The sequence below is a fragment of the Streptomyces sp. AF1A genome (assembly GCF_047340315.1).
Taxonomy (GTDB): domain Bacteria; phylum Actinomycetota; class Actinomycetes; order Streptomycetales; family Streptomycetaceae; genus Streptomyces.
On record NZ_JBLEBI010000151.1, the window covers coordinates 1 to 17,100 of the forward strand.

A 17,100-nucleotide genomic window follows, 5' to 3' on the forward strand; every position below is an offset into this window, starting at 1 on the left:
CCCGGCCTTCCTCGGCCTGCTGGCCGCCACCCTCCTGCTCTACCTCTGCAACCTCGACGCGTCCGGCTACGCCAACTCCTTCTACACGGCGGCCGTGCAGGCGGGCAGCACGTCGTGGAAGGCGTTCTTCTTCGGCTCGCTGGACGCGGGCAACGCCATCACCGTCGACAAGCCGTCGGCCTTCCTGTGGCCCATGGAGCTGTCGGTCCGGATCTTCGGCCTGAACTCGTGGGCCGTCCTGACCCCCGAGGTCCTCATGGGCGTCGGCACGGTGGCGGTCGTGTACGCGGGCGTACGACGCCGGTTCAGCCCCGCGGCGGGCCTGATCGCGGGCGCGGTGCTGGCGCTCACCCCCGTCGCGGCGCTGATGTTCCGGTTCGACAACCCGGACGCGATGCTGGCCCTGCTGATGGCGCTGGCCTGCTACTTCGTCGTACGGGCGGTGGAGGACGGGCGCACCCGGTGGCTGGTGTGGGCGGGAGTGGCGATCGGCTTCGCCTTCCTCGCCAAGACGCTGCAGGCGTTCCTGATCCTGCCTCCGCTGGCGATCGTCTACGCCGTCTGCGGTCCGGTGAGGCTCGGGAAGCGCCTGGCGCAACTGGGCCTCGCGGCCGTGGCACTGGTCGTCTCCGGCGGCTGGTGGGTCGCGATCGTCGAGCTGTGGCCGGCCTCCTCCCGCCCCTACATCGGCGGTTCACAGCACAACAGCTTCCTCGAGCTGACGTTCGGCTACAACGGCCTCGGCCGGATCAGCGGCGACGAGACCGGCAGCGTCGGCGGCGGTGGCGGCGGGAACGGCTCGGGCCGCTGGGGCGCGACCGGCTGGGACCGGATGTTCAACTCCGAGATCGGCGGCCAGATCTCCTGGCTGCTCCCGGCCGCGCTGATCCTGCTGGCCGCCGGCCTGGTGGCCACCAGAAGGCTCAGGCGCGCCTCCGTCACCCGGGCCTCGTTCCTGGTGTGGGGCGGCTCCCTGCTGATGACCGCGCTGGTGTTCAGCTACATGGCCGGCATCTTCCACCAGTACTACACGGTGGCGCTCGCGCCCTGTCTCGCGGCCGTCGTCGGCATGGGCGCCGGGCTGCTGTGGGAGAGGCGCGGGCAGACCTGGGCGTCGATCACCCTGGCCGGGTCCGTCGTGGCCGCGGCCGTCTGGGGATACGTCCTGCTCGACCGCACGCCGGGCTATCTGCCCTGGCTGAGGTGGCTGGTGCCGGCCGGCGGTCTGGCGGCCGCGCTGGGCCTGGTCTTCGCCGGCCGGGTCCCCCGCCGGACGGCCCTGGGGGCGGCGGCCCTGGGCCTGGTGGCCGCGCTCGCCGGTCCGACCGCGTACACCCTCAGCACGGTGGACTCCGCGCACACCGGCTCCATCCCGACGGCCGGTCCGGCGGGCGCGAGCACGATGGGCTTCGGCGGCGGCCGCCCGGGCGGCGCCAACGGCGGTGGCATGCGCGGCGGCTTCGGCGGCGGCCCGCAGGGACAGCAGGCCCCGCAGGGACAGGGACGGCAGAGCGGCAACGGCCTCCCCGGCGGCGGCTTCGGCGGAGGCGTGCCGGGACAGCAGGGCCCGAACGGCCGCAGCCCGCAGGGCCCGAACGGCCGGGCCCTGCCCGGCGGAGGCGGCCTGCCCGGCGCCGGCCGCATGGGCGAGGGCGGCCCGGGCGGTGGCGCCGGCGGCCTGCTGAACGGCGCGAACGTCTCCTCCGCGGCCAGGAAGCTGCTGGAGAAGGACGCCGCGCGGTACACCTGGGTCGCCGCCTCCGTCGGTTCCCAGAACGCGGCCGGCTACCAGCTGGCCACCGGTGACCCGGTGATGGCGATCGGTGGCTTCAACGGCACCGACCCCTCCCCGACCCTGGCCCAGTTCGAGAAGTACGTGGCGGACGGCAGGATCCACTACTTCATCGCGGGAGGCGGCTTCGGCGGGGGCGGTGGCGAGGCCGGCACGGCCTCCCGGATCAGCTCGTGGGTCCAGAGCACCTTCAAGAAGGTCACGGCCGGCTCGGCCACGTTCTACGACCTCACGCAGAAGAAGAGCGGCTGAGGAGGGCTGCCGGAAGAAGCCGTGTCGTACCCCCGTGCAGCGAGGCGCCGCGCGGGGGTACACCATGTCGTCGCCGGGCGGAGCGGGGAGCCTGACCGTCCGGGTGGGGCCGGCGGCGTTCACGCGCCGGTGGCCGCGGACGGATGCGGCCCCGCCCCTACAGTGTGGGACAGGGCCGGTATCTCAGGAGGGTGTGCGTCGATGGCGAAGCGGGATGCGCGGTCGGCGCGGGGCAGCGTGTGGCTGCGGGAGAAGCCGCGACGCGGCGGGCGCGCCGGGCAGCCCTCGGGCCTGGACCGGGAGCGGATCACCGCGACGTCCGTACGGCTGCTGGACGCCGAGGGGCTCGCGAAGTTCTCCATGCGCCGGCTGGCCGGTGAGCTGAACGTCACCGCCATGTCCCTGTACTGGTACGTCGACACCAAGGACGACCTGCTCGAACTCGCCCTGGACGCGGCCTACGGCGAGCTGCGGCTGCCCGCCCAGGAGACGGACGACGCCGACTGGCGGAAGCAGCTGAGGGCGCTGGCCGCCGAGTACCGGGCGCTGCTGGTGCGCCACCCCTGGCTGTCGCGGCTGGCCGGGCAGTACCTGAACATCGGCCCCCACTCGCTCGGCTTCTCCCGCTGCGTGCAGCGCATCCTCGGCCGGGCCGGGCTGCCGGAGCACCGGGTGACGAGCGCCATCGCGGCCGTCTTCCAGTTCGTGTACGGCTACGGCACGATCGAGGCCCAGTTCATGTCGCGGATCGCGGACTCCGGCCTCAGCCCGGACGACTACTACCGGCAGGCCCTGCACTCGGTCCAGCAGGACCCGGCGACCGCGGGCTTCATCCAGGAGTCCCGGAAGATCATGGACGCCCGGGGCGGGGACACGGTCGCCGAGATGATGGACCGGGACTTCACCTTCGCCCTGGACCTCTTGATCGCCGGCATCGAGGCGATGGTGGCGCGGGGCTGATCACTCCCCGCCGACCAGCCGCGCCGGAAAGCCGCCGGTGGCGACGGGGCCCCAGCGTTCGGGGGTGATGCGGATGAGCGACTTGCCCTGCTTGACCATGGCCGCGCGGTACTCGTCCCAGTCGGGGTGCTCCCCGGCGATGTTGCGGTAGTACTCGACCAGCGGTTCCACCGAGTCGGGGGAGTCGATCACCTCGGCGGTGCCGTCGATCTGCACCCAGGGGCCGTTCCAGTCGTCGCTGAGCACGACCAGGCTGACCCGGGGGTCCCGCTTGGCGTTGCGGGTCTTGGCGCGCTCGGGGTAGGTCGAGACCACGATCCGGCCGGAGTCGTCGACGCCGCAGGTCAGCGGCGAGGCCTGCGGGCCGCCGTCGGCACGGCGGGTGAGCAGCAGGGCGCGGTGGCGGGGGCGTACGAACTCCAGCAGGTCGTCCAGCGATACACGGGTGTTGGTCGCGATGTTCGGTGCCATGGGCCGCAGCCTAGAGGGCGGGCCGGGGATGCAGCCTGACCCTGCTGGGCTCAGGCTCGGCGCGTCGGCGCCCCCGGCCGGGGCCGCGGGCGCCGGCGAAGGCCACTGCACCGTGCTAGACGGCCGGCAGCGAGTCGCCCTGGACCGCCTGGATGTCCAGCTCCACCTTCAGGGTCGTGCCGACGGCGGCGATGCCCGCCTGGAGGACCTGGTTGTAGTTCATCGCGAAGTCCTCGCGGCGCAGTTCCGCGGTGGCGCGGAAGGCGGCGCGGGTGCCGCCCCACGGGTCGGCGCCGGTGCCGAGGTAGGCCAGGTCCAGGTCGACCGGGCGGAGCACGCCGCGCATGGACAGCTCGCCGTGCACGGTCCAGCGGTCCGAGCCGGCCACCGACAGCCCGGTGGAGCGGTAGGTGATCTCCGGGTGGTGTTCCACGTCGAGGAAGTCGGCGGAGCGCAGGTGCGTGTCGCGCATGCCGTTGCCGGTGTCGATGGAGGCCGCGCGGATCACCGCCTCCACACGGGACTTGGTGACGTCGTCGGGCGCGATCTCGATCGTGCCGCCGAACTCCGTGAACCGGCCGTGCACGCTGGAGATCCCCAGGTGCTGGGCGACCGCGGCGACGGAGGAGTGCACCGGGTCGATCGTCCAGGGGCCGGGGGGCGGCAGTTCGGTGCCGCCCTGCCGGGCCAGCGTGATCGTGCCGGCCTCGGCCCGTCCGCCGGCGGTGACGATCGCGCTGGACGCCGCGGGCGCGTACCCGACGGCCGTGACGATCACGGTGTACGCCCCCGGCGCCAGCTCGGTGGCGTCCCGCACGGCCCCTTCGGCGTCCGCCTCGGCGCGCAGCACCTGCGTGCCGGTCATGTCGGTCACCGTGACGACCGCGTGCGACACGGCCCACCCGTCCCGCGTACGGATTTTCGCGGTCAGTCCCATCCCGTTTCTCCCTGAAATGCCTTGCTCAATGGTCGCTCGAAGAACCGGCCCGCGGCGGGGGAGGTCGTCGCTCGGAGCGTGCCCCGCCACGGGCCGGGTGGAACTACTCGCCGGGGTGGCCGAGTTCGATGTCGTGGTCGTCGACTCCGGTGCCGGTGACGCTCAGCCCGGTCGCCACCGGCGGGTAGCCGGTCGCGATGACGGTGTACTCACCGGTGTCCAGGTCGGTGAAGGCGTATGCCCCGTCCTCGCCGGTGGTGGCGGTGCCGACCACGTTGCCCGCCTGGTCCACCAGCGTGACACGCGCGTCGGCCAGCGGCCCGTACGGCGCCCTGACGACGCCCTGGAGCCGGGCGCCGGCGTCCAGGTCGACCTCGATCCGGGTGATCCCGGTGGCGCCGACCTCGACCGGCAGCGCGCGGGGCCGGAACCCGCTCGCGTTGACCGCGACGGTCACCGGGCCCGGCACCAGGTCGGTGAAGGCGAACTGGCCGTGCTCGCCGGTGGCGGTGGAGGCCAGCAGGTCACCGCGCACATCGGTGACGATCACCATCGCGTCCTTGACCGGCAGCGCGCTGCCGACGGCCCGGACCACGCCGGTCAGCCCGCTGGTGCCGCTGAGCAGGATGTCGTACGCCAGCGGCTCCTCGCCCACCACGACGGTGGACGCCTGCGGCTGGTAGCCGTCGGCCGAGGCGATCAGGACGTACGAGCCGGTGCCCGGGGCGGACAGCCCGTAGGAACCGTCGGCCTGGGAGACCGAGCGGCCCAGCTGGCGGCCGGACAGCGAGATCAGGGTGACCGCGGCCTGCGGGACCGGGGCGCCCTCGGCGCCGCGGACGAAGCCGTGCACCGGAGTGCCGCCGGACGCGCCGGGCCCGGCGACGGTGGCGACGGCGGTCATCGTCTGCGTGGCGGTGGCGGTGGCAGCCGCGCCCTGGAAGCGGTCCGCCGCCACGGCGGGCTCGGCCCAGCTGGGCACCTTCTGCTGCCTGTGCTGCACGGGTTCCTGCATGACGTTCTCCACAGTGGTCTCGAGCGCGGCGGTGGCTTCCGCGACGACCCCCGCCTTGTCCTGGGCGGCCTGGGCGGCCTGGGCGGCCTGCGCCAGCGCGCCGGTCGTCCTGAGCGGGACCTCCTTGATGAACAGCACCGTGAGGAAGGCGATCAGGGCGAAGGGGGACGCGTAGAGGAAGATGTCCGCGATGCCGTGGCCGTAGGCGCTCTCCAGCCAGGTGCGCACCGGCTTCGGCAGCGCGTTCATGTCGGGCAGGTCGCCGCCGCCGACGGCCTTGGCGGCGGCGATCCGCGCCTTCGGGCTCAGGTCGAGGATGCTGTCCTTGGCGTAGTGCGTGATCCGGTCGCTCATCACCGAGCCGAGCACGCCGACGCCGACCGCACCGCCGAGGGAGCGGAAGAAGCTCACCGTGGAGGAGGCGGCGCCCAGGTCCTTGGGGGTGACCTGGTTCTGCGTGGACAGCACCAGGTTCTGCATCATCATGCCGACGCCGATGCCGAGGAGCGCCATGTAGATCGACAGCTGCCAGTACGGGGTGTCGTAGCGCATCAGGCCGAGCAGGGCGAGGCCCGCCGTGAGGAAGACACCGCCGGCGACCAGCCAGCCCTTCCAGCGGCCGGTGCTGGTGATGAACCGGCCGGAGACCATGGACGCGACGAACAGGCCGCCGATCATCGGGATGGTCATGACGCCGGACATCGTCGGGGACTTGTCCCGCGCCAGCTGGAAGTACTGGGAGAAGAAGACGGTGCCCACGTACATGCCGACACCGACGAACAGGGAGGCCAGCGAGGCCAGCGAGATCGTGCGGTTGCGGAACAGGCGCAGCGGGATGATGGGCTCGGACGCCCGGGTCTCGGTGAGCACGAACAGCAGCGCGAGCACGATCGTGCCGCCCACCATCGTGTACGTCTGCCACGACAGCCAGTCGTACTTGTCGTTGGCGAAGGTCACCCAGACCAGCAGCAGCGAGGCGGCGGCGGTGATGAAGAAGGCGCCGGTCCAGTCGACCTTGACCTTCCGCCTGGTCACGGGCAGGTGCAGCGTCTTCTGCAGCACGACCAGCGCGATCAGTGCGAAGGGGATGCCGACGAACAGGCAGTAGCGCCAGCCCAGCCACGAGGTGTCGGTGATGACACCGCCGAGCAGCGGGCCGCCGACGGTGGCGACGGCGAAGGTGGCGCCGGTGTAACCGGAGTAACGGCCGCGCTCCCGCGGGGAGATCATCGCGGCCATGATGACCTGCACCAGGGCGGACAGACCGCCGGCGCCGAGGCCCTGGATGACACGCGCGCCGATCAGCATCGCGGGGTTCTGCGCGAAGCCGGCGACGACCGAGCCCGCGACGTAGATGACCAGGGATATCTGGACGAGCGCCTTCTTGCTGACCAGGTCGGCGAGCTTGCCCCACAGCGGCACGGAGGCCGTCAGGGCGAGCAGCGCCGCGGTGACGACCCAGGTGTAGGCGGACTGGCCGCCACCGAGTTCCTTGATGATCGTCGGCAGTGCGTTCGTGACGATCGTCGAGGACAGGATGGCGGCGAACAGGCCCAGCAGCAGGCCGGACAGTGCCTCCATGATCTGCCGGTGTGACATCGGGGCGTGGCCCTCCGAGGAGCCTCCCCCGTGTTTGGCGTGAGCCCGCACACCGGCTGGTGTGGTCGTTGCCATGGGCTTCCTTTGCTTACGTGCTTGCGGGTGTACGGGTGGTCTCGTCGAATACGGGAGCCGCCGTGGAGGCGGGCCGCAGCGGGGCGGAGCGGCAGTCGCCGAAGGACGCGCGCAGCCGGCCCATCAGCCGGATGAGCTGGCCGACCTCGTCGTCGGTCCAGTCGCTCAGCCGCTCGGCGAGCAGACACGTGGTCCGCCGGGACAGCTCGTCCAGCTGCGCCAGGCCCGCGGGCGTCAGGCGCAGGATGCGCGAGCGCTTGTCCGCCGGGTCCGGGTGCCGTTCGATCCAGCCGCGTGCGGCGACGTGCGCGACGTGCCGGCTGGTCACCGACAGATCCACGGCGAGCAGCTCCGCGAGCTTGCTCATGCGCATGTCGCCGTGGCGGCCGAGCAGGGTCAGCACGGTGGCCGAGCCGGCCGGGCAGTCGGACGGCAGGATCCGCCCCAGGTCCCGTTTCACGGCACCGACGGCACTGAGCTGACGCGCCAGCTCTTCGAACTGCCTCTGCTCGGCCATCACACCTCCCGTATTCGTTGCTTTGGGCAACCATAGGAGCGATTGGTTGCTGCAGGCAAATAAAGAGGGGTCCGCCCGGACAAAAACTTGGCAAAGGCAAGTATTGCTGTCGTAAATATGCACGTCGGTGCGGGTGGGGTGCCCCCGTCTGTCCCGGTGGCCCCCCACTTGGGCGGCCGGGCGCGTCTTCGCTAAGGTCTCGGGGCATGGCTAACACCCAGGGCCCCCAGGGCAACTACGACCCCGCCGGCAGCACCCAGATGTTCCGCGCGTTCGTCGACGAGGCTCCCCAGGGACAGCGGCAGCAGGCGGCGGCCTCCTCCGGTCCCCGCATCGGCCTGATCGTCGGCGTCATCGTGGCGATCGCCGTGGTGGCCGGGGTCGCGTGGCTGGCGATGAAGTAGGACCGGCCCGGGCGATCACCGCCGGTCGCTTCCGCCCCTTGCCGCACCGCTCACTGCCACTGGACGGACACGTCCCGCGTCTCGATGTGCACGCCGAGCGGCACGCGCCATGCGTCGACGCACACCGTCCAGGTGGGCCTACTCCGCGCGCCCGCCGCGATGGGCACCGGAAGGTCCACGGTCGAGGAGACCGTTCCCCAGTCGATGCCGAGCGCGCCGATGATGTGCGTCCCGAACGTCACCGTGCCCGAACGCACGGCCGTGCCCCCCGAGTTGCGGAAGGCGACGGTCACCTTCTGGCACCGGCGTGAGTCGGCCGCCGCCGTCGCCGGGGCGCCCCAGGAGAGGTCGGCGGGCCCAGACGCACGGCTGCGACCGGGAGTTGGGGCCGGTGAGGCGGGAGCCGGTGTCGTACGGCCGTCCGCGCCGCCGGTGACGTCCGGGGCACCGGAGGCGGTGCCCGCGCCGGGCCCGGGGGTGCGCGGCCGCCCGCTCCGCATCGAACCATCCGTACGTGCCGGGGAGTTGCGGTCGCGTGCCGCATCGCCGCCCTGTGGACCCTCCAGCGGTACCAGCGTCACCGATCCCGTCGGGGTGGCATCCGCGGGGTGCGTCCGGCCGGTGCCGCCCACCGCCACGTAGCCGCCGCCGGACGCGGCGCACGCCCCCAGCGTCGCGCCCAGGCACACGACGGCCGCCGACGCTGCCGCAACGGCGCCTCGGCGGCCATGTGTCCATGTCGTCGTACGAAGCATCCCGGTACGGAGCATCCGGCCATGGTGGCTGACGCTCCGTCAGATGGGAAGCCTCAGTCGGAGATGAGGCCCTCGCGCAGCTGGGCCAGGGTCCGCGTGAGCAGTCGGGAGACGTGCATCTGGGAGATGCCGACCTCCTCGCCGATCTGGGACTGGGTCATGTTCGCGAAGAAGCGCAGCATGATGATCCGGCGCTCCCGGGGCGGGAGCTTGGCCAGCAGCGGCTTGAGGGACTCGCGGTACTCCACGCCCTCCAGCGCCGTGTCCTCGTAGCCGAGCCGGTCGGCCAGGGAGCCCTCGCCGCCGTCGTCCTCGGGGGCGGGGGAGTCCAGGGAGGAGGCGGTGTAGGCGTTGCCGACCGCGAGGCCGTCGACCACGTCCTCCTCGGAGACGCCGAGCACCGCGGCCAGCTCGGTCACGGTCGGGGAGCGGTCCAGCTTCTGGGACAGCTCGTCGCTGGCCTTGGTGAGGGCCAGGCGCAGCTCCTGCAGGCGGCGCGGGACCCGCACCGACCACGAGGTGTCGCGGAAGAAGCGCTTGATCTCGCCGACCACCGTCGGCATCGCGAACGTCGGGAACTCCACGCCCCGCTCGCAGTCGAAGCGGTCGATCGCCTTGATCAGGCCGATGGTGCCGACCTGGACGATGTCCTCCATCGGTTCGTTGCGGGAGCGGAAGCGCGCGGCCGCGTAGCGGACGAGCGGCAGGTTCAGCTCGATCAGGGTGTCCCGGACGTAGGCGCGCTCGGGGCTGTTCTCGTCGAGTGCGGCGAGCCGCAGGAACAGGGAACGGGACAGGGTGCGGGTGTCGATGGCCTCACCCGCGGAGGGAGTGGCCGGGGCCGGCACGGCTTCGAGGGCCGTGACGCCCTCGATGCCGTCGAGGACGTCGAGAGCGTCGAGCTCCTTGGGTGCCGTCTCAGTGGGCGTCAGCACCTTCGAGCTGCCCTGTTCTGCGGACATGCCACCCCCTTTGGGTCGCGGGACGGTCGCGGCCGCATCGTCGTTCGAGCAATGCAGCCTTCACCTGAATACCGGAGCCGAGGCCCCGGCAAACGCGCTTCCCGCAGAATGTCACATGTCGGCAACGCGCTGTAGTGACATGTCGACATGCGAGATGCGAATCGGCCCTGGAAAGAAGGGGTCTGACGGCTTTTCGGGGGGCAGCTGTCGGCAACCGCCCTGGTGAGCGATTCGCCCGCGCCGGTTAGCGCTCGATCGGGTTTGCGATGCAGGGCCGTTCGGGTGTGTGCTTCGGTGCGCCTGCTATGCATCCCCCGGGGCGCACGGTATGCACCCGGCCGGCACGGTTATGCGTCGATGCGATTCGCGGAGCGCAGCCGCTGGAAGCTACGCGCGAGTAGGCGGGAGACGTGCATCTGGGAGACGCCGAGTTCCGCGCTGATCTGTGACTGGGTGAGATTGCTGTAGTAGCGCAGCAGAAGGATTCTCTGTTCGCGCTCGGGCAGTTGCACGAGGAGATGGCGGACCAGGTCGCGGTGTTCCACGCCGTCCAGGGCCGGGTCCTCGTAGCCGATGCGGTCCAGCAGGCCGGGCAGTCCGTCGCCCTCCTGCGCGGCCTCCAGCGAGGTGGCGTGGTAGGAGCGCCCCGCCTCGATGCAGCTGAGCACCTCCTCCTCGCTGATCCTGAGCCGCTCGGCGATCTCGGCGGTGGAGGGGGAGCGGCCGTGCAGCGTGGTCAGGTCCTCGGTCGCGCTGTTGACCTGCACCCACAGCTCGTGCAGCCGGCGCGGCACGTGCACCGTGCGGACGTTGTCCCGGAAGTAGCGCTTGATCTCGCCGACCACGGTCGGCATGGCGAAGGTCGGGAACTGCACCCCCCGGTCGGGATCGAACCGGTCGATGGCGTTGATCAGGCCGATGGTGCCGACCTGGATGACGTCCTCCATGGGCTCGTTGCGGGAGCGGAAGCGGGCGGCCGCATAGCGCACGAGCGGGAGGTTGGCCTCGATCAGCGCCCCCCGCACCCGGTTGTGCTCCGGCGTGCCGGGGGTGAGGTCCTTCAGCTCGGTGAAGAGCACCTGGGTGAGGGCACGGGTGTCGGCGCCACGGCGTTTCTCGGAGGCCGAGGAGGCGGGGGCGGGCGCCTCCTCCTGGGGCGGCGCAGTACTGGCCGACACGGTCAACGCCACCTCTTCGATCAATCATCCGGCAAAAGCGGTCATAGCATCACAAGACATGTCCACTGTGTGCAAGCACCGCATAACGCCGTGTTGTGTTCAAACAATGACAAGTTGGGGCGTAAAACGCACGAAAGCCCCCCGCCATTCCGGCGGGGGGCTTCGGTGGCGAAGGGGCTAGAACTCGTAGTCCGCGATCACCCACGTGGCGAACTCACGCCACAGGGCGACACCCGCCTGGTGGGCCGGGTGGTCCAGGTAGCGCTTGAGGGCGTCGGTGTCCTCGACGGCCGAGTTGACGGCGAAGTCGTAGGCGATCGGCCGGTCGCTGATGTTCCAGGCGCACTCCCAGAACCGCAGCTCCTCGATCCGGTCGCCGAGGGCCCGGAAGGCCTCCACGCCCGCCACGACGCGCGGATCGTCGCGCTCGACGCCCTCGTTGAGCTTGAAGAGGACCAGGTGGCGGATCATGGGGGACCTCAGTTCTTTCCGCCGTCGACGACCCACGTCATGAAGTCGCCTATGGCCTTCGCGGCGTCCGAAATGCCCTCGAAGCCTATCTGGACGTAGGAAGCCGCCTTGGCCGGGTCGGTGATGATCACGTACAGCACGAAGACCACCAGCGCGTACATGGCGATCTTCTTGGCGTTCACCGCCACCGCGGCCTCCCCTGCTGCCTTGCCCGACGGGCACCCCTGCTGCCGGCGGCGAGTGTAACCGCCACGGACCGACCGGGGTCCAACGGCCCGCCGAGGGGGGTTCTTTGGCCCGGTATGCGAAAAGGCCCCGCCGTGAGACGGGGCCCTTCTTCGAGCGGTAGCGGAGGGATTTGAACCCTCGGTGACTTGCGCCACACTCGCTTTCGAGGCGAGCTCCTTCGGCCGCTCGGACACGCTACCGAGGGAGACCCTACAACAAGGTGGGGCAAGGTTTGAAATCGGTATTCACCGATCCCGGAAAAACTCCGTGAGGAGTTCGGCGCACTCCGCGGCGAGTACGCCCTCGATGACCTCGGGGCGGTGATTGAGCCGTCGGTCGCGCACCACGTCCCACAGCGAGCCGGTCGCGCCCGCCTTCTCGTCCCGAGCGCCGTAGACCACCCGGTCCACCCTCGACTGCACCAGGGCGCCCGCGCACATGGTGCACGGCTCCAGGGTGACGACGAGGGTGCAGCCGGACAGCCGCCACTGGCCGAGCCGCGCGGCGGCCCGGCGGATCGCCAAAACCTCCGCGTGGGCCGTGGGGTCGCCGGTCGCCTCGCGCTCGTTGTGCCCGGCCGCGAGCACCGTCGTGCCGTCCGGTGCCAGCACCACGGCGCCGACGGGGACGTCCCCGCCCCGGACGGCGCGCCGGGCCTCGCCCAGGGCGAGCCGCATCGCGTCCCGCCAGCGGTCGCGCACCGGGTCCGGGGCGGCCGACGGGTGCCCGGCGGTCAGCGGACGGTCTCCAGCACCTCCGAGGCGCCCAGCGCCTCGGCGATCGCGCTCAGCGCGTCGTCGGCGTCCAGGGCGCGCAGTTCCTTCTCGGTGATGCCGAGGTCGTCGAGGATCTCGCTGTCGCCCACCGGGCTGTGCGGCACCGCGTCGCCGGCGCCGCCCTCCTCCTCGTCGTCGGACTCGGACTCGCCGTCCTCCGTGCCGTCGAGGTCCAGGGAGTCCAGGTCGGGGCCGTCGTCGGCGCCGGGCTCCCGGCCCAGCAACTCGTCGGTGAGCAGCAGCTCGCCGTAGGCGCTGCGCGCGGCGGCGGCCGCGTCCGACACGTAGATGCGAGGGTCGTCCTCGCCGTCCACGCGCACCACGCCGAACCAGGCGTCCTCCTGCTCGATCAGGACGAGCACCGTGTCCTCGTCGGGAGAGGCTTCCCGGGCCAGGTCGGCCAGATCCGACAGGGTCTCCACATCGTCGAGCTCTGTGTCGCTCGCTTCCCACCCGTCTTCGGTGCGCGCGAGCAGTGCGGCGAAGTACACCGTGACTCTCCCACTGGTCATAGGCGTGCCGGTTGGGGGTCCCCCCGGCGGAGGTACTTGGGCGGGGAGAGCCTGGGCTCCGAGCCCCACCCACTCGGAATCGTGGCAGAAACAAGGCGTTCAGGGGACGTCTTCGGCTCCCTGTGTCTGGCTGTTTCGATCGTGAATCCTCATGGGCCCGACCGGCCACTCGTTGCCGCCACCTGCGGATCGTACGCGGCTTTTCCCGGCGTTCACGCACGCCCACCTCGGAAACGTCGCAACGGGGACCGGTCTTCCTCACCCGGATTGTGCCTACCGGGCCTTGCTCACGGTTTCCTTCCTACCAGCGGAACGTACGCATGCGCATGGCGTGGCGCAGCCGGGCCGTCTTGGCGCGTCGCGGCTGGACCCGGGCGCGCAGCGCGCGGGCCTCGGCGAGTTCGCGCAGGAAGCGAGCGCGACGGCGCCGGCGCTCGGCGTCGGTCTCCGGCGCGTCGGGTCGGTCCGTCCCGGGATCGGCTGCCTCGTCGGGCTTGTCAGGCAGGTCAGGCACGTCACACACCACCCAGTCCGTCCCTCCCACTTTCCCCCGTTCGGGGGGTTTCACGCCAGAGTCGGCCGGGTCCGGGGCGCGGGTACCGTTAGGGGCATGCGTCTCCACGTCGTCGACCACCCCCTGGTCGCCCACAAGCTCACCACCCTGCGCGACCAGCGCACCGACTCCGCGACCTTCCGCCGGCTCGCCGACGAGCTGGTCACCCTGCTCGCCTACGAGGCCACGCGGGACGTGCGCACCGAGGCCGTCGACATCCGGACGCCGGTCGCGCAGACCACCGGCGTCAAGCTCGCCCGTCCCCGCCCGCTGGTGGTGCCCATCCTGCGCGCCGGCCTGGGCATGCTGGACGGCATGGTGCGGCTGCTGCCGACCGCCGAGGTCGGCTTCCTGGGCATGATCCGCAACGAGGAGACGCTGCAGGCCTCCACGTACGCCTCGCGCATGCCGGAGGACCTCTCGGGCCGCCAGGTGTACGTCCTGGACCCGATGCTGGCCACGGGCGGCACGCTGGTCGCGGCGATCCAGGAGCTCATCAAGCGCGGCGCCGACGATGTCACCGCCGTGGTGCTGCTCGCCGCGCCGGAGGGCGTCGCGATGATGGAGCGCGAGCTGGCGGGCACGCCGGTCACGGTCGTCACGGCCGCGGTGGACGACCACCTCAACGAGCACGGCTACATCGTCCCCGGCCTCGGAGACGCGGGGGACCGGCTGTACGGCGCGGCCGAGTAGCGCGCACGGCCGCCCGCCGGTTCAGCAGTTGTTCTTCGTCGCGGTGGGCGCCGGCGCGGGCGCGGTCAGCTTGGCCAGGGCCTGGTGGGCGTCCGCCGGCTTGGCGAGGCCCTTGAAGGCGTCGCCGATCATCAGGTCGAGGGCGGTGCCCTTGCGGCCCGCCACGGTGCGCTGCTCGGCGCCGGCGAGCTGGGCGGCCAGCACCGGCAGCGAGGTGTTCAGCGCGGAGGCGGGGCCGAGCAGCACCCCGGTGCCCTTGATCTTCTTGTCGTACTCCTTGGGCGCGTTGCCCACGTCACCGATCCGGAAGCCGCGCTTCTTCAGCTGGTCCGCGGTCTCCTTGGCGAGCCCGGTGCGCTGGGTGGCGTTGTAGACGTTCACGGTGATCCGGCCCGGCTCGGGCAGCGCCTTGACCGGGGTCGCGGCGGCGGGCTTGGTCCGGCAGTCCGCCGCCGTACCTTCCGCCGCGGACTTCTTGCCGCCGGTGAAGACGTCGATGAGCTGCAGGGTGCCCCAGCCGAGCACGCCGAGCGCGCACGCGGAGGCCGCCACCACGACGATCAGCCTGCCGCGCCGCCGACGCGGGCGCATCCGGGGGTACTTGTCTCCCGTGATCCGGTACTTGCCGCCCATGCCGGGGGGAGTCAGCATGCTCATGGGCGCAGCGTAGTGCGCCCGAGCGGCGATGCCTATTAGATGATCAGTCGATGCCGCTCAGTGGAACCCGAAAGGGTCAAGAGGCCAACGGCCGTGTCGCGCCGGGTCAGTCGAGCTCGAGCACGCGCGCGTGCAGCACCTGGCGCTGCTGGAGGGCCGCACGGACCGCGCGGTGGAGGCCGTCCTCCAGGTAGAGATCGCCCTGCCACTTCACGACGTGCGCGAAGAGGTCGCCGTAGAACGTCGAGTCCTCCGCGAGCAGGGTCTCCAGGTCGAGCTGCTGCTTGGTGGTCACGAGCTGATCGAGGCGGACCGGGCGCGGCGCGACGTCCGCCCACTGCCGGGTGCTCTCCCGGCCGTGGTCGGGGTACGGCCGGCCGTTTCCGATGCGCTTGAAGATCACACGGAAAGCCTACCGGTCAAGACCTTCCGGGCGCAGCCATGGCGGGGGAGTGCGACGCTTGAAAAGATCGCGCAAAACGGTCATTCGGGCTACTAATGGTCCCAGGGGGCCGACATGAGTGACAGCGACACCACGTCGTACGACGCCCCTGAGGGGGCCGCGGCGCTCCCCGCCGAGGCGCGGAAGATCGCCTCCGGGTACGCCTTCAGCGGCCCCGCCCTCGACCTCGGCGCACTTCTGTGGGACGGGCGGTGCCACCCGGACGCCCCCGTCCGCATCCCGCTGGCCATGCTCAACCGGCACGGCCTGGTCGCGGGCGCCACCGGCACCGGCAAGACCAAGACGCTCCAGCTGATCGCCGAACAGCTGTCGGCGCAGGGGGTGCCGGTGTTCCTCGCGGACATCAAGGGGGACCTGTCCGGGATCGCCCGTCCGGGGCAGGCGAACGACCGGGTCCGCAAGCGGGCCGCGGAGACCGGGCAGCGGTGGGAACCGGCCGGTTTCCCGGCGGAGTTCCTCGCGCTCGGCGGCCTCGGCCACGGGGTCCCCGTACGGGCCACCGTCACCTCGTTCGGCCCGGTGCTGCTGGCCAAGGTGCTCCAGCTCAACCAGACCCAGGAGCAGTCCCTCGGCCTGATCTTCCACTACGCCGACAGCAAGGGCCTGGAGCTGATCGACCTCAAGGACCTCAGGGCGGTCGTCGCCTTCCTGACCTCGGACGAGGGCAGGCCGGAGCTGAAGGACATCGGCGGGCTGTCCACCGCCACGGCCGGTGTGATCCTGCGCTCGCTCACCGCCTTCGAGGCCCAGGGCATGGCGGACTTCTTCGGGGAGCCGGAGTTCGACACGGCCGGGTTCCTGCGCACGGCCGAGGACGGCCGCGGCGTCGTCTCCGTGCTCGAACTCCCCGCCGTCCAGGACAAACCGCTGCTGTTCTCCACCTTCCTGATGTGGCTGCTGGCCGACCTCTTCCACGACCTGCCCGAGATCGGCGACGCCGACAAGCCCCGGCTGGTGTTCTTCTTCGACGAGGCCCACCTGCTGTTCCACGGCGCCTCCAGGGCCTTCCTGGACGCGATCACCCAGACGGTGCGGCTGATCCGTTCCAAGGGCGTCGGCGTCTTCTTCGTCACGCAGACTCCGAAGGACGTGCCCGCGGACGTCCTCGGTCAGCTCGGCAACCGAGTCCAGCACGCCCTGCGCGCGTTCACCCCCGAGGACCAGAAGGCCCTGAAGGCCACGGTGCAGACGTTCCCCCGGTCGGCCTACGACCTCGAGGAACTGCTGACCGGGCTCGGCACCGGCGAGGCCGTGGTCACCGTGCTGAGCGAGGGCGGCGCCCCGACCCCGGTCGCCGCCACCCGGCTGCGCGCGCCTCAGTCCCTGATGGGCCAGGTGGACGCGGCCGAACTGGACGCCGCGGTGCGGGCGTCGCCGCTGTACGGCCGTTATGCACAGGCTGTGGACCGCGAGTCGGCGTTCGAGAGGCTGAGCGGCGCCGCGCCGGCGCGGCAGGCGCCGGCCCCGAAGACCGCGCGGGCACCCGAGGAGGAGCCCTCCCTGGTCGAACAGGTCGTGAGCAGCGGGATGTTCAAGTCGCTGGCCCGCTCGGTCGGCACCCAGCTCGGCCGCGAGATCACGCGCTCCCTGTTCGGCACGGCCCGGCGGAGGCGGTAGCCCCGCCCCCGCCGGTGGATCAGCGGCCCTGCTCCTTGGCGGGCTGCTGGGGTTGCGGTGGTTGCGGCTGCTGTGTGCGGCGCGTACCGCGCCTGGCCTGCGCGCGCAGCAGGGCGCGCAGGACGGCATAGGGATCCGTGGGCATGACGGTGCTGCTCCTTGCGTCGAGCCGGACGACCTTGCGAACGGGCGCGGGTCTGTCAGCAGCGCAGG

20 protein-coding genes and 1 tRNA gene are annotated in these 17,100 nt (G+C 71.6%); 5 read left to right on the top strand and 16 right to left on the bottom strand.

The genetic code is table 11. The features are described from left to right. On the top strand, positions 1-2,044 hold a 2,044-nt coding region (locus ACLU3S_RS28710; protein ID WP_413954869.1), incomplete at its 5' end, for a glycosyltransferase family 39 protein. Positions 2,045-2,245: 201 nt separating this feature from the next. Beyond that, positions 2,246-3,004 carry a TetR/AcrR family transcriptional regulator gene (locus ACLU3S_RS28715; RefSeq protein ID WP_413954870.1) on the top strand — a complete coding sequence of 253 codons (759 nt, stop codon included), beginning with the start codon at positions 2,246-2,248 and terminating at the stop codon, positions 3,002-3,004. Here ACLU3S_RS28715 and ACLU3S_RS28720 read toward each other — a convergent pair whose 3' ends face one another. The 4 genes from ACLU3S_RS28720 to ACLU3S_RS28735 all read right to left on the bottom strand — a co-directional run bounded on the left by ACLU3S_RS28720 (position 3,005) and on the right by ACLU3S_RS28735 (position 7,618). Continuing rightward, positions 3,005-3,475, bottom strand: coding sequence for a PPOX class F420-dependent oxidoreductase (locus tag ACLU3S_RS28720; RefSeq protein WP_413954871.1), 471 nt, complete (start codon positions 3,473-3,475; stop codon positions 3,005-3,007). It lies immediately after the preceding gene. Positions 3,476-3,590: 115 nt separating this feature from the next. Then, the gene (locus ACLU3S_RS28725) at positions 3,591-4,412 is read right to left on the bottom strand and encodes a YceI family protein (RefSeq protein ID WP_413954872.1); all 822 of its coding nucleotides are present in this window, start codon (positions 4,410-4,412) and stop codon (positions 3,591-3,593) included. Positions 4,413-4,515: 103 nt separating this feature from the next. Further along, positions 4,516-7,101 carry an MFS transporter gene (locus tag ACLU3S_RS28730; RefSeq protein ID WP_413954873.1) on the bottom strand — a complete coding sequence of 862 codons (2,586 nt, stop codon included), beginning with the start codon at positions 7,099-7,101 and terminating at the stop codon, positions 4,516-4,518. 13 nt (positions 7,102-7,114) lie between these two features. After that, positions 7,115-7,618, bottom strand: coding sequence for a MarR family winged helix-turn-helix transcriptional regulator (locus ACLU3S_RS28735; RefSeq protein WP_413954874.1), 504 nt, complete (start codon positions 7,616-7,618; stop codon positions 7,115-7,117). A 206-nt stretch (positions 7,619-7,824) separates the two neighbouring features. On the opposite strand from ACLU3S_RS28735, the gene ACLU3S_RS28740 reads away from it, so the two are divergent. Further along, the gene (locus ACLU3S_RS28740; RefSeq protein ID WP_413954875.1) at positions 7,825-8,022 is read left to right on the top strand and encodes a hypothetical protein; all 198 of its coding nucleotides are present in this window, start codon (positions 7,825-7,827) and stop codon (positions 8,020-8,022) included. 50 nt (positions 8,023-8,072) lie between these two features. Here the strand turns inward: ACLU3S_RS28740 and ACLU3S_RS28745 are convergent, their stop codons facing one another. The 9 genes from ACLU3S_RS28745 to ACLU3S_RS28785 all read right to left on the bottom strand — a co-directional run bounded on the left by ACLU3S_RS28745 (position 8,073) and on the right by ACLU3S_RS28785 (position 13,418). Further along, positions 8,073-8,522: a hypothetical protein gene (locus ACLU3S_RS28745; protein ID WP_413954876.1), complete on the bottom strand. Its 450-nt coding sequence runs from the start codon at positions 8,520-8,522 to the stop codon at positions 8,073-8,075. Between the two features lie 308 nt (positions 8,523-8,830). Next, positions 8,831-9,739: an RNA polymerase sigma factor SigF gene (locus ACLU3S_RS28750; RefSeq protein WP_413954877.1), complete on the bottom strand. Its 909-nt coding sequence runs from the start codon at positions 9,737-9,739 to the stop codon at positions 8,831-8,833. Positions 9,740-10,086: 347 nt separating this feature from the next. Continuing rightward, positions 10,087-10,923 carry an RNA polymerase sigma factor SigF gene (locus tag ACLU3S_RS28755; protein WP_413954878.1) on the bottom strand — a complete coding sequence of 279 codons (837 nt, stop codon included), beginning with the start codon at positions 10,921-10,923 and terminating at the stop codon, positions 10,087-10,089. A gap of 171 nt (positions 10,924-11,094) precedes the next feature. Beyond that, positions 11,095-11,388, bottom strand: coding sequence for a Dabb family protein (locus ACLU3S_RS28760; RefSeq protein ID WP_413954879.1), 294 nt, complete (start codon positions 11,386-11,388; stop codon positions 11,095-11,097). An 8-nt stretch (positions 11,389-11,396) separates the two neighbouring features. Further along, positions 11,397-11,576, bottom strand: a complete 180-nt coding sequence (locus ACLU3S_RS28765; protein WP_413954880.1) for a hypothetical protein — start codon at positions 11,574-11,576, stop codon at positions 11,397-11,399. A gap of 155 nt (positions 11,577-11,731) precedes the next feature. Continuing rightward, positions 11,732-11,816, bottom strand: a tRNA-Ser gene (locus ACLU3S_RS28770). A 45-nt stretch (positions 11,817-11,861) separates the two neighbouring features. After that, complete coding sequence (gene tadA / locus ACLU3S_RS28775) at positions 11,862-12,293, bottom strand: tRNA adenosine(34) deaminase TadA (RefSeq protein WP_413954884.1); 432 nt, start codon at positions 12,291-12,293, stop codon at positions 11,862-11,864. 56 nt (positions 12,294-12,349) lie between these two features. Further along, entirely contained in the window at positions 12,350-12,883 is a 534-nt protein-coding gene (locus tag ACLU3S_RS28780; RefSeq protein ID WP_413954885.1) for a hypothetical protein, read from the bottom strand. Positions 12,884-13,205: 322 nt separating this feature from the next. Continuing rightward, entirely contained in the window at positions 13,206-13,418 is a 213-nt protein-coding gene (locus ACLU3S_RS28785; RefSeq protein WP_413954881.1) for a hypothetical protein, read from the bottom strand. Positions 13,419-13,514: 96 nt separating this feature from the next. On the opposite strand from ACLU3S_RS28785, the gene upp reads away from it, so the two are divergent. Continuing rightward, a complete protein-coding gene (upp, locus tag ACLU3S_RS28790) occupies positions 13,515-14,150 on the top strand; it encodes a uracil phosphoribosyltransferase (RefSeq protein WP_413954882.1) in 636 nt (211 codons plus the stop codon). Positions 14,151-14,171: 21 nt separating this feature from the next. On the opposite strand, the gene ACLU3S_RS28795 is transcribed toward upp, so the two are convergent. Continuing rightward, positions 14,172-14,783: a LytR C-terminal domain-containing protein gene (locus ACLU3S_RS28795; RefSeq protein ID WP_413954886.1), complete on the bottom strand. Its 612-nt coding sequence runs from the start codon at positions 14,781-14,783 to the stop codon at positions 14,172-14,174. A 130-nt stretch (positions 14,784-14,913) separates the two neighbouring features. After that, on the bottom strand, positions 14,914-15,210 hold the full coding sequence (locus ACLU3S_RS28800; RefSeq protein WP_004943146.1) for a type II toxin-antitoxin system VapB family antitoxin: 297 nt from the start codon (positions 15,208-15,210) through the stop codon (positions 14,914-14,916). A 114-nt stretch (positions 15,211-15,324) separates the two neighbouring features. Between ACLU3S_RS28800 and ACLU3S_RS28805 the strand changes: the two genes are divergently transcribed. Continuing rightward, positions 15,325-16,887 (top strand): helicase HerA-like domain-containing protein, encoded by a 1,563-nt coding sequence (locus ACLU3S_RS28805; protein WP_413954883.1) that lies wholly within the window; start codon positions 15,325-15,327, stop codon positions 16,885-16,887. A 19-nt stretch (positions 16,888-16,906) separates the two neighbouring features. Here the strand turns inward: ACLU3S_RS28805 and ACLU3S_RS28810 are convergent. Beyond that, on the bottom strand, positions 16,907-17,100 hold a 194-nt coding region (locus ACLU3S_RS28810), incomplete at its 5' end, for a hypothetical protein (protein WP_413954887.1).

What these genes read in the sequence shown, in the direction of transcription:
- ACLU3S_RS28745 (WP_413954876.1), bottom strand. Translation starts at nt 8,522, where the DNA reads ATGCGGAGCGGGCGGCCGCGCACCCCCGGGCCCGGCGCGGGCACCGCC.
- ACLU3S_RS28795 (WP_413954886.1), bottom strand. Translation starts at nt 14,783, where the DNA reads ATGGGCGGCAAGTACCGGATCACGGGAGACAAGTACCCCCGGATGCGC.
- ACLU3S_RS28760 (WP_413954879.1), bottom strand. Translation starts at nt 11,388, where the DNA reads ATGATCCGCCACCTGGTCCTCTTCAAGCTCAACGAGGGCGTCGAGCGC.
- ACLU3S_RS28715 (WP_413954870.1), top strand. Translation starts at nt 2,246, where the DNA reads ATGGCGAAGCGGGATGCGCGGTCGGCGCGGGGCAGCGTGTGGCTGCGG.
- ACLU3S_RS28740 (WP_413954875.1), top strand. Translation starts at nt 7,825, where the DNA reads ATGGCTAACACCCAGGGCCCCCAGGGCAACTACGACCCCGCCGGCAGC.
- ACLU3S_RS28720 (WP_413954871.1), bottom strand. Translation starts at nt 3,475, where the DNA reads ATGGCACCGAACATCGCGACCAACACCCGTGTATCGCTGGACGACCTG.
- upp (WP_413954882.1), top strand. Translation starts at nt 13,515, where the DNA reads ATGCGTCTCCACGTCGTCGACCACCCCCTGGTCGCCCACAAGCTCACC.
- ACLU3S_RS28805 (WP_413954883.1), top strand. Translation starts at nt 15,325, where the DNA reads ATGAGTGACAGCGACACCACGTCGTACGACGCCCCTGAGGGGGCCGCG.
- ACLU3S_RS28730 (WP_413954873.1), bottom strand. Translation starts at nt 7,101, where the DNA reads ATGGCAACGACCACACCAGCCGGTGTGCGGGCTCACGCCAAACACGGG.
- ACLU3S_RS28735 (WP_413954874.1), bottom strand. Translation starts at nt 7,618, where the DNA reads ATGGCCGAGCAGAGGCAGTTCGAAGAGCTGGCGCGTCAGCTCAGTGCC.
- ACLU3S_RS28750 (WP_413954877.1), bottom strand. Translation starts at nt 9,739, where the DNA reads ATGTCCGCAGAACAGGGCAGCTCGAAGGTGCTGACGCCCACTGAGACG.
- ACLU3S_RS28725 (WP_413954872.1), bottom strand. Translation starts at nt 4,412, where the DNA reads ATGGGACTGACCGCGAAAATCCGTACGCGGGACGGGTGGGCCGTGTCG.
- tadA (WP_413954884.1), bottom strand. Translation starts at nt 12,293, where the DNA reads ATGCGGCTCGCCCTGGGCGAGGCCCGGCGCGCCGTCCGGGGCGGGGAC.